At 35.7% G+C, this 18,321-nt stretch carries 10 protein-coding genes and 1 tRNA gene; all 11 read left to right on the top strand.

Annotated elements, in window-relative coordinates; genetic code table 11:
- The first annotated feature begins 15 nt into the window (after window positions 1-15).
- Window positions 16-1,203 (top strand): elongation factor Tu, encoded by a 1,188-nt coding sequence (gene tuf / locus P3875_RS11235; protein WP_303444055.1) that lies wholly within the window; start codon window positions 16-18, stop codon window positions 1,201-1,203.
- A 56-nt stretch (window positions 1,204-1,259) separates the two neighbouring features.
- Window positions 1,260-1,330: transfer RNA gene (locus P3875_RS11240), tRNA-Trp, on the top strand.
- A gap of 14 nt (window positions 1,331-1,344) precedes the next feature.
- Window positions 1,345-1,542, top strand: coding sequence for a preprotein translocase subunit SecE (secE, locus tag P3875_RS11245; protein ID WP_303444056.1), 198 nt, complete (start codon window positions 1,345-1,347; stop codon window positions 1,540-1,542).
- A gap of 12 nt (window positions 1,543-1,554) precedes the next feature.
- A complete protein-coding gene (gene nusG / locus P3875_RS11250; protein WP_303444057.1) occupies window positions 1,555-2,106 on the top strand; it encodes a transcription termination/antitermination protein NusG in 552 nt (183 codons plus the stop codon).
- 56 nt (window positions 2,107-2,162) lie between these two features.
- Window positions 2,163-2,600, top strand: coding sequence for a 50S ribosomal protein L11 (rplK, locus tag P3875_RS11255; protein ID WP_303444058.1), 438 nt, complete (start codon window positions 2,163-2,165; stop codon window positions 2,598-2,600).
- 18 nt (window positions 2,601-2,618) lie between these two features.
- Window positions 2,619-3,308 (top strand): 50S ribosomal protein L1, encoded by a 690-nt coding sequence (rplA, locus tag P3875_RS11260; protein WP_163432570.1) that lies wholly within the window; start codon window positions 2,619-2,621, stop codon window positions 3,306-3,308.
- Window positions 3,309-3,330: 22 nt separating this feature from the next.
- The gene (rplJ, locus tag P3875_RS11265) at window positions 3,331-3,819 is read left to right on the top strand and encodes a 50S ribosomal protein L10 (protein ID WP_303444059.1); all 489 of its coding nucleotides are present in this window, start codon (window positions 3,331-3,333) and stop codon (window positions 3,817-3,819) included.
- 88 nt (window positions 3,820-3,907) lie between these two features.
- Window positions 3,908-4,279 carry a 50S ribosomal protein L7/L12 gene (rplL, locus tag P3875_RS11270; RefSeq protein ID WP_303444060.1) on the top strand — a complete coding sequence of 124 codons (372 nt, stop codon included), beginning with the start codon at window positions 3,908-3,910 and terminating at the stop codon, window positions 4,277-4,279.
- A gap of 215 nt (window positions 4,280-4,494) precedes the next feature.
- Window positions 4,495-8,307: a DNA-directed RNA polymerase subunit beta gene (gene rpoB / locus P3875_RS11275; RefSeq protein WP_303444061.1), complete on the top strand. Its 3,813-nt coding sequence runs from the start codon at window positions 4,495-4,497 to the stop codon at window positions 8,305-8,307.
- Window positions 8,308-8,583: 276 nt separating this feature from the next.
- Window positions 8,584-12,885 carry a DNA-directed RNA polymerase subunit beta' gene (gene rpoC / locus P3875_RS11280; protein ID WP_303444062.1) on the top strand — a complete coding sequence of 1,434 codons (4,302 nt, stop codon included), beginning with the start codon at window positions 8,584-8,586 and terminating at the stop codon, window positions 12,883-12,885.
- Window positions 12,886-13,094: 209 nt separating this feature from the next.
- Complete coding sequence (locus P3875_RS11285; protein ID WP_303444064.1) at window positions 13,095-18,269, top strand: Ig-like domain-containing protein; 5,175 nt, start codon at window positions 13,095-13,097, stop codon at window positions 18,267-18,269.
- Window positions 18,270-18,321: the final 52 nt, after the last annotated feature.

An 18,321-nucleotide genomic window follows, 5' to 3' on the forward strand; every position in this document is an offset into this window, starting at 1 on the left:
TAAATTAATTAAATCATGGCAAAAGAAAGTTTTGATCGTTCGAAACCCCATTTAAATATTGGTACTATCGGACACGTAGATCACGGTAAAACAACATTAACAGCTGCTATTACTAAAGTATTATCAGATGCAGGTTTATCAGAAGCAAAATCATTTGATCAAATTGATAATGCTCCAGAAGAAAAAGAAAGAGGTATTACAATTAATACATCTCACGTGGAGTACGCTACAGCTAACCGTCACTATGCTCACGTTGACTGTCCAGGTCACGCGGATTACGTTAAGAACATGGTTACTGGTGCTGCTCAAATGGACGGTGCTATCTTAGTAGTTGCTGCTACAGATGGTCCTATGCCACAAACTCGTGAGCACATCTTATTAGGTCGCCAAGTAGGTATTCCTCGTATGGTTGTATTCATGAACAAAGTGGATATGGTTGATGATGCTGAGTTATTAGAATTAGTAGAAATGGAAATCCGTGATTTATTATCTTTCTATCAATATGATGGTGATAATGGTCCAGTTATCCAAGGTTCTGCTTTAGGTGCATTAAACGGTGAGCCAAAATGGGTTGAAACTGTAATGAGCTTAATGGCTGCAGTTGATGAGTGGATTGAAGAGCCAGTACGTGATACTGAAAAACCATTCTTAATGCCTATCGAAGACGTATTTACAATTACTGGTCGTGGAACTGTTGCTACAGGTCGTATCGAAACAGGTGTTGCTAATACAGGTGATCCAGTTGAAATCATTGGTATGGGTGCAGATAAATTAACTTCTACAATTACAGGGGTTGAGATGTTCCGTAAAATCTTAGACCGTGGTGAAGCAGGTGATAACGTAGGTTTATTATTACGTGGTATTGATAAAGCTGATATCCGTCGTGGTATGGTTATTGTTAAGCCAGGTTCAGTTAAACCACACGCTAAATTCAAAGCTGAGGTTTATATCTTGAAAAAAGAAGAAGGTGGACGTCACACTCCATTCCACAATAACTACCGTCCACAGTTCTACGTTCGTACAACTGACGTAACAGGAACAATCATGTTACCAGAAGGAACGGATATGGTTATGCCAGGTGATAACTTAACAATTACTGTTGATTTATTACAACCAATTGCATTATCAGTAGGTTTACGTTTCGCTATCCGCGAAGGTGGTCGTACAGTAGGTGCAGGTCAGGTAACTGAAATTTTAGACTAATTATAGTTTATAAATAATTTATAAGTTGGCAGTGTTAACTGCCAACTTTTTAACAAACGGGTGTAGTTCAAGGGTAGAATAGCGGTCTCCAAAACCGTTGATGGGGGTTCGAATCCCTCCACCCGTGCAAAAACAAATCATATGGCAAAAGTAGTTAATTATATATCAGATGCGTTTACCGAATTAAAAGCAAATGTTACATGGACATCATGGACAGAGGTGCAACGCTATACTATTATTGTTGCTATTTTCACAGTAGTATTATCATTGGCTACTTGGGGTGTTGATTCCCTATTTGCCGAAGCTCTTGCTGGTTTCTTTAACCTTTTAAATTCATAAATTTAAAAGAAGATGACAGAGAATAGCATAAAAAAATGGTATGTAGTTAGGGCAGTAAGCGGACAAGAAAATAAAGTTAAAGGTTACATAGAAAGTGAAATTGTACGTTTGGGTATGGAAGATTACTTATCACAAGTATTAGTTCCAACTGAAAAGGTAGTTTCACAGCGTGAAGGTAAAAAAGTTACAAAAGAACGTATCTATTTTCCGGGCTATGTAATGATAGAAGCAAACCTAACAGGTGAATTACCACACATCATAAAATCTATAGCAGGTGTAATAGGTTTCTTAGGTGAAACTCGTGGAGGAGATCCTGTGCCTTTACGCCAAGCAGAGGTAAACCGTATGCTAGGTAAAGTAGATGAATTAGCTGTTTCTGTAGATAATGGTTTAATACCATATGAAGTAGGCGAAACAGTAAAAGTTGTTGACGGACCTTTTAATGGATTCAACGGAACCATTGAAAAAGTAAACGAAGACAAACGCAAGCTTGAAGTAATGGTGAAAATTTTTGGAAGAAAAACACCACTAGAATTAAGCTTTACACAAGTAGAAAAAATATAATTGTTACATACACATCAATCGCTTCCAATTGAAAGATGTGCTAAATTTTTTTAAAAATGGCAAAAGAAATTAGTAAAGTAGTTAAACTACAAGTTAAGGGAGGTGCTGCGAATCCTTCGCCACCGGTTGGACCTGCTTTGGGGGCTGCTGGAGTTAACATCATGGAATTCTGTAAGCAATTTAATGCTAGAACACAGGATAAACCAGGTAAAGTATTACCAGTACAAATTACAGTTTACAAAGACAAATCTTTTGACTTTGTTGTTAAAACGCCACCTGCCGCTGTTCAATTATTAGAAGCTGCTAAAATTAAATCAGGTTCTGGGCAACCAAACCGTAAAAAAGTAGCATCTATCACATGGGATCAAGTTAAAGCAATTGCTGAAGACAAAATGGCTGATTTGAATGCATTCACAATCGAAAAAGCAATGTCTATGGTAGCTGGAACTGCACGTTCTATGGGAATCACGGTATCAGGAAACGCTCCTTTTTAATCTTAAAGAAAAGAAGAAATGGCAAAATTAACAAAAAAGCAAAAAGAGGCTGCAGCAAAAATTGAGAAGAACAAATTATATTCTTTAAAAGATGCATCTGCATTAATTAAAGAAGTTGCTTCTGCAAAATTTGATGAGTCTGTTGATATTGCAGTACGTTTAGGAGTAGATCCTCGTAAAGCAAATCAAATGGTTCGTGGGGTGGTAACATTGCCACACGGTACAGGTAAAGATGTAAGAGTATTAGCATTAGTTACTCCAGATAAAGAAGCAGAAGCTAAAGCTGCTGGTGCAGATCACGTTGGTTTAGATGACTATCTACAAAAAATTAAAGATGGTTGGACAGATATCGATGTAATCATTACAATGCCTGCTGTTATGGGTAAATTAGGTCCATTAGGTCGTATTTTAGGACCTCGTGGTTTAATGCCAAACCCTAAAACAGGTACGGTAACTATGGATGTTGCTAAAGCTGTACAAGAAGTTAAGTCAGGTAAAATTGACTTTAAAGTTGATAAAACAGGTATCGTTCACGCTGGTATTGGTAAAGTATCTTTCGGTGCTGACCAAATTACTGAGAACGCAGCTGAAATTATTCAAACATTAATTAAATTAAAACCAACTGCAGCAAAAGGTACTTATATCAAGTCTATTCATATATCAAGTACAATGAGTCCTGCAATTGCTTTAGATCCAAAAGCAGTATAATTGGTAGTTAAAATTATTTAGTATGACTAGAGAAGACAAATCAATTGCGATTCAAGATTTAACTGCACAGTTAGCTGACACTAAAGTGGTTTACATTGCAGATATTTCTGGATTAAATGCATCAACTACTTCAGATTTACGTAGAGCTTGTTTTAAAGCAGGTATCAAGTTAGAGGTAGTTAAGAATACATTGCTTGCTAAAGCAATGGAAACATCAGAAAATGAGTATGGTGATTTACCTTCTATTTTAAAAGGAAACAGCGCTATAATGATTGGTGAAGCTGCTAACGGCCCAGCTAAAGTTATAAAAGAATTCCGTAAAAAAGGTGATAAACCAGTTTTAAAAGGAGCATATATTAATGAAGAAGTTTACATTGGCGATAACCAATTAGATTCATTAGTAGCTATTAAGTCTAGAGAAGAGATGATTGGAGAAATCATTGGATTATTACAATCACCTGCTCAAAGAGTTATTTCTGCTCTTAAAAATCAATTTAAAGACGAAGAATAGTATTTCACTACAATCGTTTTTAAGGTTCATTAACGAACGCACACAAATAAATTATATTATTACAAATTCAAATTAAAAGATAGAAAAAATGGCAGATTTGAAACAATTCGCAGAACAATTGGTTAACTTAACAGTTAAAGAAGTTAACGAATTAGCTACAATATTAAAAGACGAGTATGGTATTGAACCAGCTGCTGCTGCAGTAGTAGTTGCAGGTGGTGGTGATGCTGGTGCTGCTGCTGAAGAGCAAACAGAATTCACAGTAGTATTAAAAGACGCTGGTGCTTCTAAATTAGCAGTAGTTAAAGCTGTTAAAGAATTAACAGGTTTAGGATTAAAAGAAGCTAAAGATTTAGTAGACGGTACTCCTGCAAACGTTAAAGAAGGTGTTTCTAAAGACGAAGCAGAAGGATTGAAAAAAGCATTAGAAGAAGCTGGTGCTGTAGTTGAGTTAAAATAATCTCACACATAATAATATTTACGGTTTAGGCCTTGAGAATTGTCTCAATGGCCTAAACCATTTTGCATATAAAAAATAATCAACAACGAAGAAAAAAGCAAACACCATTCCTGGTTTGTTTTTAAAGATGTGTTGGTTACTAAACTAGGAAGTATTTATACAACTGTGTTTTTACACAAAAAAATTACTTTTTTAAACCAAAATTTTGTTCATTAATGATTACAAATCATACTGAAAGGTTAAATTTTGCCTCTACAAAAAATATTCCTGCTTATCCAGATTTCCTAGATATTCAGGTTAAATCGTTTAAAGATTTTTTTCAATTAGAAACTAAATCTGACGAAAGAGGTAACGAAGGCTTATACAAAACCTTCATGGAAAATTTTCCAATCACGGATACACGCAACCAATTCGTTTTGGAATTTTTAGACTATTTTGTAGACCCACCTCGTTATTCTATTGAAGAATGTATTGATAGAGGCTTAACTTATAGTGTGCCCCTAAAAGCTCGTTTAAAACTTTATTGTACCGACCCAGAGCACGAAGATTTTGAAACCATAGTTCAAGATGTGTACTTAGGAACTATTCCGTACATGACACCAAGTGGTACCTTCGTAATTAATGGTGCAGAACGCGTAGTTGTATCGCAATTACACCGTTCGCCAGGTGTATTCTTTGGTCAATCATTCCACGCAAATGGTACCAAATTATATTCTGCACGTATCATTCCTTTTAAAGGTTCTTGGATTGAATTTGCTACGGATATCAATAGTGTAATGTATGCGTATATCGATCGTAAGAAAAAGTTACCTGTAACTACATTATTCCGTGCAATTGGTTTTGAAAGAGATAAAGATATTCTTGAGATTTTTGACCTTGCAGAAGAAGTTAAAGTTTCAAAAACAGGTTTAAAAAAATATATTGGTCGCCGTTTAGCTGCACGTGTACTTAATATTTGGCACGAAGATTTCGTTGATGAAGATACTGGCGAAGTTGTTACTATTCCGCGTACCGAAATTATATTAGACCGTGACATTGTACTTGATAAAGATAATGTTGAAGAAATTATTGAAGCAGACGTTAAAACCATTCTTTTACATAAAGAAGATAGTAACCTTGCTGATTATACAATTATTCATAATACGCTTCAAAAAGACCCAACAAACTCTGAAAAAGAAGCTGTAGAATACATTTACCGTCAATTAAGAAATGCATTACCTCCGGATGAAGAAACCGCTAGAGGTATTATAGATAAATTATTCTTCTCTGACCAACGTTACAATTTAGGTGATGTAGGTAGATATAGAATGAACAAAAAATTAGGATTAGACACGCCAATTGATAAGCAAGTATTAACTAAAGAAGATATTATTACTATTGTAAAGTATTTAATTGAGTTAATTAACTCTAAAGCTGAAATTGATGATATTGATCACTTGTCTAACCGTCGTGTACGTACTGTAGGTGAACAATTATCTGCACAATTTGGTGTAGGTTTAGCACGTATGGCACGCACAATTCGCGAACGCATGAACGTACGCGATAACGAGGTGTTTACCCCAATTGATTTAATTAATGCAAAAACATTATCATCGGTAATCAACTCATTCTTCGGAACAAACCAGTTGTCTCAGTTCATGGATCAAACCAATCCATTAGCCGAAATTACACACAAACGCCGTTTATCAGCTTTAGGGCCAGGTGGTCTTTCACGTGAAAGAGCAGGTTTCGAAGTACGTGACGTTCACTATACGCACTATGGTCGTTTATGTCCAATTGAAACTCCTGAAGGTCCAAACATTGGTTTGATATCTTCATTAGCTGTTTATGCTAAAGTAAATAACATGGGATTCATTGAAACACCATACCGTAAAGTAGAAAACGGGGTGTTGAATTTAAACGAAGCTCCAGTTTATTTATCGGCAGAAGAAGAAGAAGAAAAATTAATTGCACAAGCAACTATTAATGTTGCTAAAGATGGAACTATTGAAGACGAAAGAGTAGTTGCGAAACAAGATGCCGATTTCCCTGTAGTTGAACCAAAAGAGTTAAACTATGCCGACGTTGCACCTAACCAAATTGCATCTATTTCTGCTTCGTTAATTCCTTTCTTAGAACACGATGATGCGAACCGTGCCTTGATGGGATCGAACATGATGCGCCAGGCAGTTCCATTATTACGTCCAGAATCTCCAATTGTTGGTACTGGATTAGAAAAACAAGTTGCAACCGATTCACGTGTTTTAATTAACGCTGAAGGTGAAGGTGAAGTAGTTTATGTTGATGCACAAAAAATTACAATTAAATACGACCGTACAGACGACGAGCGTTTAGTAAGTTTTGATGCCGACGAAAAAACATACAACCTTATTAAATTCCGTAAAACCAACCAAAGTACATCAATTAACTTAAAACCAATTGTACGTACTGGTGACCGTGTTACTAAAGGACAAGTTTTATGTGAAGGTTATGCAACACAAAATGGTGAATTAGCATTAGGCCGTAACTTACAAGTTGCCTTCATGCCATGGAAAGGTTATAACTTTGAGGATGCAATTGTAATTTCTGAGCGTGTAGTACGCGATGATATTTTTACATCAATCCATATAGATGATTATACCCTTGAAGTACGTGATACTAAATTAGGATCAGAAGAATTAACAAACGATATTCCTAACGTTTCTGAAGAAGCTACTAAAGATTTAGATGAAAACGGTATGATTCGTATTGGTGCAGAAGTTAAACCTGGCGATATCTTAATTGGTAAAATTACACCAAAAGGAGAGTCAGATCCTACACCAGAAGAAAAATTATTACGCGCAATTTTTGGTGATAAAGCAGGCGATGTAAAAGACGCATCGTTAAAAGCATCACCATCGTTACGTGGTGTAGTTTTAGATAAAAAATTATTTGCTCGTGCAGTAAAAGATAAACGCAAACGTTCTAAAGACAAAGAAGATATTGCTTTGTTAGATACACAATTTGAAGTAAAATTCAATGAGTTAAAAGATCGTTTAGTTGATAAATTATTCCACTTAGTAAATGGTAAAACATCACAGGGTGTAATGAACGATTTAGGGGAAGAAGTATTACCAAAAGGTAAAAAATTCACTTTAAAAATGTTACATGCAGTTGAAGACTTTACTCATTTAACTAAAGGACAGTGGGCAACCGATGAGTACACCAACACTATGATCACCGATTTAATTCACAATTACAAAATTAAATTGAATGATTTACAAGGAGTATTACGTCGTGAGAAATTTATGATTACAGTAGGTGACGAATTACCATCAGGTATTTTAAAACTTGCAAAAGTTTACATTGCTAAAAAACGTAAACTACGTGTAGGTGATAAAATGGCAGGTCGTCACGGTAACAAAGGTATCGTTGCAAAAATTGTTCGCGATGAAGACATGCCTTTCTTAGAAGACGGAACACCAGTTGATATAGTATTAAATCCACTTGGGGTACCTTCACGTATGAACATCGGTCAGATTTATGAAACCGTATTAGGTTGGGCAGGTAAAAAATTAGGTAGAAAATATGCTACACCAATTTTTGATGGTGCATCTTTAGATGAAATCAATGCCTTAACAGACGAAGCAGGTGTTCCACGTTTTGGTCATACTTATTTATACGACGGTGGTACAGGTGAGCGTTTTGATCAAAAAGCTACTGTAGGTGTAATTTACATGTTAAAATTAGGCCACATGGTTGATGATAAAATGCACGCACGTTCAATTGGACCATACTCTTTAATTACGCAACAACCTTTAGGTGGTAAAGCGTTATTTGGAGGTCAACGTTTTGGAGAGATGGAGGTTTGGGCTTTAGAAGCTTACGGTGCATCGGCTACATTACGTGAGATTTTAACTGTTAAATCGGATGATGTTATTGGTAGAGCTAAAACATACGAAGCTATCGTAAAAGGTGAACCAATGCCAGAACCAGGATTGCCAGAATCATTCAATGTATTAATGCATGAATTAAAAGGTCTTGGTTTAGATATCAGATTAGAAGAATAAATAAAAAAAAGGTATTCAGTTTTTGGTAAATTTCCAAAAGCTGAATACTTAATTTCAATAAGTTTTTAAGGATTTATACCCGTAACCCGTTCCGATTTTTTATAAAATTTATTTTATAACTAGCACTTCACAACAGCTGTTTGAAGTTTAGAGAAGTAATCCGAGGTAGTATTTTGAAAGCTGTAAGTTTTACGCTTTAAGCAGCAAGCAATTGCTTAAACATATAGCTTCAAAAAAAAATCAATTTTTAATTGCAATAAATCAATAGTAAAAACTATGATGAATAATAGAAATAACAGTAAAGATAAAAGTACTGTAAAAAGATTTAACAAAATCTCAATTGGTTTAGCATCGCCAGAATCAATTCTTGCCGAATCAAGAGGTGAGGTTTTAAAGCCAGAAACAATTAACTATCGTACGCACAAACCAGAGCGCGATGGGTTATTCTGTGAGCGCATCTTCGGACCTGTAAAAGATTACGAATGTGCTTGTGGAAAATATAAAAGAATCCGTTACAAAGGTATTGTATGTGACCGTTGTGGGGTAGAAGTTACTGAAAAGAAAGTTCGTAGAGATAGAGTTGGTCATATCAATTTAGTTGTGCCAATTGCACACATTTGGTATTTCCGTTCGTTACCTAATAAAATAGGTTATATTTTAGGATTACCTTCTAAAAAATTAGACGAAATTATTTATTACGAAAAATACGTAGTAATTCAAACTGGTGCTGCAAAACGCCCAGATGGTGAAGAATTAAAACGTTTAGATTTCCTTACAGAGAATGAGTATCTTGATATTTTAGATACCCTTCCTATGGAAAATCAATATTTAGACGATAACGATCCTAATAAATTCATTGCTAAAATGGGTGCTGAATGTATTATGGATTTGTTAGAGCGTACCGATTTAGATGCTTTATCGTATGAATTGCGCCACGCTGCTAACAACGAAACATCAAAACAACGTAAAACCGAAGCTTTAAAGCGTTTACAAGTAGTTGAAGCTTTCCGTGAATCAAACGAAAACCGCGAGAACCGTCCGGAATGGATGATTTTAAAAGTGGTTCCAGTTATTCCGCCAGAATTACGTCCGTTAGTACCGCTTGATGGTGGTCGTTTCGCAACATCTGATTTGAACGATTTATACCGTCGTGTGATTATTCGTAACAATCGTTTAAAACGATTAATGGAAATTAAAGCGCCAGAAGTAATTTTACGTAATGAAAAACGTATGTTACAAGAAGCGGTAGATTCATTATTCGATAATACACGTAAAGCAACAGCTGTAAAAACAGAATCGCAACGTCCGTTAAAATCATTATCTGATTCGTTAAAAGGTAAACAAGGTCGTTTCCGTCAAAACTTATTAGGTAAACGTGTAGATTATTCAGCACGTTCGGTAATTGTTGTTGGTCCTGAATTAAAATTATATGAGTGTGGTCTTCCAAAAGATATGGCTGCTGAACTTTACAAACCGTTCGTTATTCGTAAGTTAATAGAACGTGGAATTGTAAAAACAGTTAAGTCTGCTAAAAAGATCATCGATAAAAAAGAACCAGTAGTTTGGGATATCTTAGAAAACGTAATTAAAGGTCACCCGGTATTGTTAAACCGTGCCCCTACGTTACACCGTTTAGGTATTCAAGCATTCCAACCTAAGTTAATTGAAGGAAAAGCAATTCGTTTACACCCATTAGTATGTACGGCTTTCAACGCCGATTTCGATGGGGATCAAATGGCGGTGCATTTACCATTAGGACCTGAGGCTATTTTAGAAGCGCAGTTATTAATGTTAGCATCGCACAATATCTTAAACCCTGCAAATGGTGCTCCGGTAACGGTACCTTCTCAAGATATGGTTTTGGGTCTTTATTACATGACCAAAATCCGTAAAACCACACCTGAATATATCGTAAAAGGTGAAGGTTTAACATTCTATTCTGTAGAAGAAGTTCATATTGCTATTAACGAAGGACGTTTAGATTTGAATGCTCCTGTTAAAGTACGCGCTAAAGATTTTAATGCTGATGGTGAGTTAGTTTACCAAATTATTGAAACATCAGCTGGGCGTATCTTGTTTAACGAGGTAGTTCCAGAAGCTGCAGGTTACATCAACGAAGTTTTAACTAAGAAATCGTTACGCGATATTATTGGTAAAATTTTAGCAGTAACAGATGTGCCTACTACAGCTAAATTCTTAGACGATATGAAAGATATGGGATACGGATACGCGTTTAGAGGTGGTTTATCATTCTCTTTAGGTGATATTAAAATCCCAGATCAAAAACAAGGAATGATTGACGACGCTAACAATCAAGTTGAAGGTATTACCATGAACTATAACATGGGTTTAATTACCAACAACGAGCGTTACAATCAGGTTATTGACGTTTGGACATCTACGAATGCGATGTTAACCGAATTGGCAATGAAAAATATTCGCGAGGATCAACAAGGATTCAACTCAGTATACATGATGCTTGATTCGGGTGCCCGTGGATCTAAAGAGCAAATTCGCCAGTTAACAGGTATGCGTGGATTAATGGCAAAACCTAAAAAGTCAACAGCATCAGGTGGTGATATTATTGAAAACCCGATCCTTTCAAACTTTAAAGAAGGTTTATCGATCTTAGAATACTTTATTTCAACGCACGGTGCGCGTAAAGGTTTAGCCGATACCGCATTAAAAACAGCCGATGCGGGGTATTTAACACGTCGTTTACATGATGTAGCTCAAGATGTAATTGTTAATTCTGAAGATTGTGGTACCTTACGTGGTATTGAATTTGAAGCGTTAAAGAAAAACGAAGAAATTGTAGAATCATTAGGTGAACGCGTTTTAGGACGTGTAACTATAGACGATATCATTAATCCGTTAACTAACGAAGTTATAGTTGCTGCAGGTGAAATGATTAACGAAGCACAAGCTGCAAAAATAAACGCATCACCTTTAGAGCGCTTAGAAGTGCGTTCGGCATTAACTTGTGAAGCAGATAAAGGTATTTGTGTGAAATGTTACGGCCGTAACTTGGCATCAAACCGTATGGCACAGTTAGGTGAGGCAGTAGGTGTTATTGCAGCACAGTCTATTGGTGAGCCAGGTACGCAGTTAACGTTACGTACGTTCCACGTGGGTGGTACAGCAGGTAATATTTCAGAGGTATCAACTATTACAACTAAATTTAAAGGTCGTTTAGAAATTGAAGATTTAAAAGTTGTTAAAGGTGAAGATGCTGATGGTAAAGAAATTGATATCGTAATTTCACGTTCAACCGAATTAAAATTAGTTGACTTAAACACAGGTATTGTTTTAAATACACATTACATACCTTACGGATCTACAATTTATGTTAAAGATAAAGATGTGGTGGAAGAAGGTACAGTAATATGTAAATGGGACCCTTACAACGGTGTAATTATTTCAGAATTTACTGGAAAAGTTGCATACGAAGACATTGAGCAAAACCAAACATTTATGGTTGAAATCGATGAGCAAACAGGTTTCCAAGAAAAAGTAATTACTGAATCAAGAAATAAAAAATTAGTTCCAACTTTATTAATTTACAATAAAGAAGGCGAGTTAATACGATCATACAACTTACCAGTTGGGGCGCACTTAATGGTAAACGATGGTGAGAAAATTAAAGCTGGAAAAGTTTTAGTTAAAATACCACGTAGATCATCTAAAACAGGCGATATCACCGGAGGTTTACCACGTATTACCGAGTTGCTTGAAGCACGTAATCCATCGAACCCAGCTGTTGTTGCTGAAATTGATGGGGTTGTATCTTTTGGTAAAATTAAAAGAGGTAACCGTGAAATTATTGTTACTCCAAAAACAGGTGACGATGATGCGCGTAAATATTTAGTGAAGTTATCAAACCAAATTTTGGTTCAAGAAAATGACTTTGTTAAAGCAGGTACTTCATTATCAGACGGAGCTATTACACCAGATGATATTTTAAGAATTCAAGGACCATCGGCTGTACAACAGTACTTGGTTAACGAAATTCAAGAAGTATACCGTTTACAAGGGGTGAAAATTTCAGATAAACACTTTGAAGTAGTTATCCGTCAAATGATGCGTAAAGTTCAAATTAAAGATTCAGGTGATACCTTATTCTTAGAAGAACAATTAATTCATAAAGACGATTTCATCCGTGAAAACGACCGTTTGTTTGGAATGAAAGTAGTTGAAGATGCAGGTGATTCATCAACATTAAAAGAAGGACAAATTATTTCTGTTCGTGAATTAAGAGATGAAAACTCAATCTTACGCCGCGAAGATAAAAACTTAGTAATTGCACGTGATGTAGTACCAGCTACCGCAACACCAATATTACAAGGTATTACAAGAGCGTCGTTACAAACAAAATCGTTCATTTCGGCAGCATCGTTCCAAGAAACTACCAAAGTATTAAACGAAGCAGCTGTTGCTGGTAAAGTTGATAACTTATCTGGTTTAAAAGAAAACGTTATTGTTGGGCATAGAATACCTGCAGGTACAGGTATGCGTGTGTACGATAATATTGTTGTTGGAACAAAAGAAAACAAAAAAGAAGCTGACTTGAATTTTTAGTTAATTTATAGTAAAGCAAGCCTTTGTTTAAATTTATAATAAAACCCACCAGTAAAATGGTGGGTTTTTTGATTTATATGTACTTATTAAATGCTATTCGTTTGGTTTAATTATGTTAAAAGTTAAAAAAAATATAATTAAGTATTAAAGAATTAAAAAAAATTAATTAAGTTTATGGTTTAAATGACTAATTGTAAATATTATAATTTATGGAAAAAATTACACAATTGTCTAGGTTTAAAATTCGGTGGTTAACCAATAAAACCTTGATATTAATGTTATTTGGCTTGATATTGCCTATGTCGCAAGTTCAAGCTCAATATTGTACACCAGTAACTTCAAGTGGGTGTACTAGTGGTGACGATTTAAACAGTGTTGTTCTAACTGGTCACGCAGGTTCGGTTTTAAGTGATTTGAATACCGGTTGTACGACTACTCCTACAAATGGGTATAGTGACCGCACTTCATTATTTACAGCAGTAGATTTAATGCCAAGTCAAACGTATCAGGTTCAACTTAATACCAATTATGGTTCACCTACTTATGAAAAAGCATCTATCTGGATTGATTTTAATAATGATTTTACATTTTCAGCTAGTGAGAAATTATTGGTAGATTTACCTTTAGCACAAAGCCCTGCTTTTGCTACAGCAAGTATTACAATACCTTTTGGTGCTACACCTGGGATAAAAAGAATGCGTGTAAGAGTAGTTTATACTTCGGGTACAACAACTAATGATGCATGTACCTCGGTAACTTGGGGTGATACACATGATTACAATGTAAATATTTTAACATTGCCAGCTTGTTCTGGTACTGTAAATGCAGGTACAGCGGTTGCTTCAGAAACGGCTGCATGTATTGGTAAACCAATTAACTTGTCATTAAGTGGCAATACAATTGCAAGCGGGATTACTTTCCAATGGCAAAGTTCACCTGCTGGAGCAAATACATTTACAGACATTAGCGGCGCGACTGGCCCAATGCATACCATTGCAAGCCAAACTACAGCAACAGATTACAGATGTGTAGTTACTTGTACAAGTAGTAACAGCACAAAAATGTCAACTGTTGTTAGTGTAGCTCAAAATCCAATTACTAACTGTTATTGTATTCCTACTTATACTTATGCTTGTAGTGGTACAGGAGTTAATTTAAATAGTGTTAAGATTATTGGAGAAGGTACTTCAATTATAAGTGATTTAAACACAGGTTGTTCTGCACCAAATTATCAAAATAGAACTTCAAATTTTACCCCTGTAAATTTATTACAAGATAGTAAATACGAAATTCAATTAAATACTAATTACACATCTGCATCATATGTATGGGCAAGCGTTTGGATTGATCTAAATAACGATGGGGTATTTGATGAAACATCTGAAAAATTGTTGACAGATATGCAAATGGCTACAACTCCTTCTTTTGCTTCAGGTTTTATATCTATACCAGACAATACTTCACCGGGTATCCATAGATTGCGTATACGTACAGTTTATTATAGTTCAACAAATGCTTGTGAATTAAGGAGCGAAGGTGAAACACATGATTATAATGTAAATATTGTGGCTGTTTCTTGTTTCCGTCCAGTTGATATACAAATATCAGACGTTACTAAAAATTCTGCGGTGGTTACATTAACTCCTAATTCTAAGAATACAGGTGCTGTTACTTATCAATATGAAGTGCGTACATCGGGTGCTCCAGGTAGTGGTGCAACTGGTTTAGCAGCTTCAGGTACAGCAACAACCAATCCGTTTACAGTGAGTGGTTTACCGTCATTAACTGCTTTTCAAATTTATGTAAAAACGGTTTGTTCGTCTACTGATAGCAGCGGATATACACAAGGACCAGAAATTAAAACGATGTGTGATTATCCAAATTTAATTGCAGCACCAGCAGTAACGGTTTGTGGTCCGCAAGAAGTTGATTTGACAGCGATTTACGATGCGGGTATAGTTACCTGGTTTGATGCTGCAGAAGATGGCAATGTAGTGCACACAGGGGCCACTTTTACAACACCTTATTTAACAACTGGTAGAAGTTACTGGGTTATGGCGGGAGATGCACCAGTTGATGTTAACGCACAAGTAGGAAATGGAACAGCAACTAATGCTACAACAGGAACTTTCTTATATCATAGTTGGGGTGGATACAAACACCAATACATTTTTACAGCTGCAGAACTTACAGCAGCAGGATTAGCAGTGGGCGAAATTAAAGGATTGTCTTTTGAAGTTGTAATAGGTGGAGCTAGCAGAACAAATTTTAGTATTTCTATTGGCGCAACAAACATTACAACTGCTAGTGGCTTACAAATAAACAACAACTTGTTAACACCAGTGTACAACAATGCAAATGAAACGTTTACACCTGGTTTAAAAACATTCTCTTTTAATACACCTTTTTATTGGGACGGTTTAAGTAACATAGTTGTACAAACTAATTGGAGTAACAATGGTGGTGGTAACTTTAGTAGCAGCGGTACTTTAGTTTATCACAACGCGCCAGCAAAAAGAACAACTTATAGTTATGCAAACAATGTTACAGCTACACAATTATTAGCTACAATATCTGGTTCAACAGGTGGTAGTGGAGGAACTACAACTACAGCAGTCAGACCAAACACGATGTTTATAGCTACTTTAGGATGTAAATCAGTGTTAACAGAAGTACCTGTTACTATTACACCAAAACCAGATTTCCAAATTTCTAAAGACAAGGTAACTTCTTGTAAGGGCGATCCTTCTGAAGTTGTAACTATTACAACAAATTTAGGTGGCTACGATACTTTTGTATGGACACCAAGTACTGGTGTAATAGGTAATGCTGCAACAGGTTGGACATTTAGTACTACAACAGAACAAGAATATGTGTTATCTGCAAGCCAGTCTAATGGTATTTGTGAGCATTTAAAAACAGTTCTAGTATCTGCAGGTAACAAACCACAATCGTTATCTACTTTAGCAAGTACTTACGATATTTGTAAAAATACAGTTCAAGAATTAAAAGCTTTAGAACCAATCCAAGCTACTGCATCAATAGGTAGTAAAATAAACACTACAAGTGCAAATAGTGTAGTTTCTGCATTTGTTCAAAGTGATGTATATTCAAAACAACAATATATTTTTAGTGCGGCAGAATTATTAGCACAAGGAATAACAACATCTGGATACATTTCTGGTTTATCATTCGAAACGATTAATTCAGGTGCAAGTTTCACAAATCCAAAGTATACCATTAAAATGAAAATGGTACCAAGTACAACTTTTGGAAGCAATAATTTTGAAACAACAGGTTTAGCAACTGTTTTCTCAAAATCAAATTACACACATACGTTCCAAGGAGTTCAAACCATGATGTTTGACAGCCCATTCTTCTGGGATGGATTATCAAACGTATTAGTTGAAATTTCACAAGAAGGAATGGGAGGCGGAAATAATGCGCAAACCTATTTTACAGCAGTTGCAGGGTCAAATGTAGGTATCTACGGTACAAGCGCAACATCTGCTAACATTACAACAGGTACAAGAACAACAGAGCGTTTAGATGTTACTTTTAACTTTAAACAATCAATGGTAACTTGGTCACCTACAAATAATTTATATGCAGATGCAGCAGCTACCATGCCGTATGTACCAGGTACTGATGCTTTAAAAGTTTATATGACATCTGGTGCAGGTATAACACAAATGTATAATGCTACTATTACAGCACCATCTGGATGTACAACGGTAAAACCAGTTACAGTTAATGTAATAGATGTTGCAGCGCCAATAGTTCAAGGTCAAACATTCTGTCAACCAACACCAGTTACAAGTGTTGTTGTTACAAGTGCACCAGGTTCAATTTTAACGTTCTACAACTCACCAACAACAGCTGTTGCAACAACAACAATTTCGCAAACAGGTACTTACTATGTTGAAGCTAGAATTGGAAATTGCAAATCGGCTCGTATACCATTTACAGCAACAATTACAACATTAGCAGCACCAAGTGCACAGTTAACTCAAGTTGTTTGCGGCGGTGGAACAGTAGCTTCGTTAATGGCAACAGGTATGAGTAATGCACAAATTAGATGGTATGATTCAATGGCGGCAACAGTACCATTAACATCTACACATCCATTAGTTGATAATACAACATACTATGCATCTCAAGCAATGGGAGCATGTGAGTCTGATAGAATAGCAGTATTAGTTGATGTTAATCCAACACCAGCAGCTTTAACACCACAAACAATTTCAATATGTGGTTCAATAAACTATGCGGGTGTTAATTTAAACCAATTACCTGGTTCAGAATTAGTATGGTATCCATCGGCAACATCTCAAACGCCAATTCCAGGAACTAACCAAGTGGTTACAGGTACCTATTATGTATCTCAAAGAGTAAACGGATGTGAGTCGTTACGAGTACAAATAACAGCAACTTCACAAGGTAGTGTACCAGCACCAACAGCAGGTATCCAAAACATTTGTGGAGCAGGAACTGTAGCACAATTAAATGCACAAATTTTACCAAATGCTACGGCAGAATGGTACAGTAGTTCAACAGCAGTTGTGCCTTTAGCATTAACAGCACCGTTAGTAAACGGTACGTATTATGTAGCACAACGTATAGGAAACTGTGTTTCTGCAAAAATACCAGTAGCGGTTCGTGTAGTTAGTACAAGTGCCCCAGCAATAAACTCAATGAATTTATGTGAAGGCGCAACAGTTGCAGATTTAGTATTACCAACTCCTACAGGAGTATCCTATAGATGGTATGTAAACACAACATCAAATGTAGCATTACCTTCTACCGATGTATTACAAACAGGTTACTATTTTGTAGCGCGTGTAGAAAACGGATGTGAATCTTCACGTACACCAGTATTAGTAACAATCAACAGTCGTCCAAATAGTCCAGTTGGTGCATCGCCACAAACATTTACAGACTATGCAGAGATTAGTAATTTTGTAATGACACAACCAAATGTAGTTTGGTATGCAACGTATGAAGATGCAATGAAAGGAATAAATCCTTTGGCACAGAACATGCCATTAGTTGATAAAACAACTTATTATGCAGTAATCATTGGTTCAAACGGATGTCCAAGTTACCCAACACCAATAGAGGCACGTATCGTGTTAGGTGTAAATAACTTTGATTTAAGCAAACTAACATACTATCCAAACCCAGTAAACGATCAGTTAACAATAACATATAGTGATGTAATTACAAATGTTGAAGTATTTGATTTGAATGGAAGATTGGTAATGAAAAATAATTTTGATAAAGAAACGGTTCAATTAGATTTTAGCAGATTAAGTGCAGGTACTTATATGTTAAATATAAAAACTAAGGAAAACAGTCAGTTTATTAAAATTGTTAAAAAATAGTTTTTAAATTAGCTAAGAGCGAGATAAATCGCTCTTAGCTTTAAAATAAATA

This window comes from Myroides sp. JBRI-B21084 (genome assembly GCF_030545015.1).
Lineage (GTDB): Bacteria > Bacteroidota > Bacteroidia > Flavobacteriales > Flavobacteriaceae > Flavobacterium.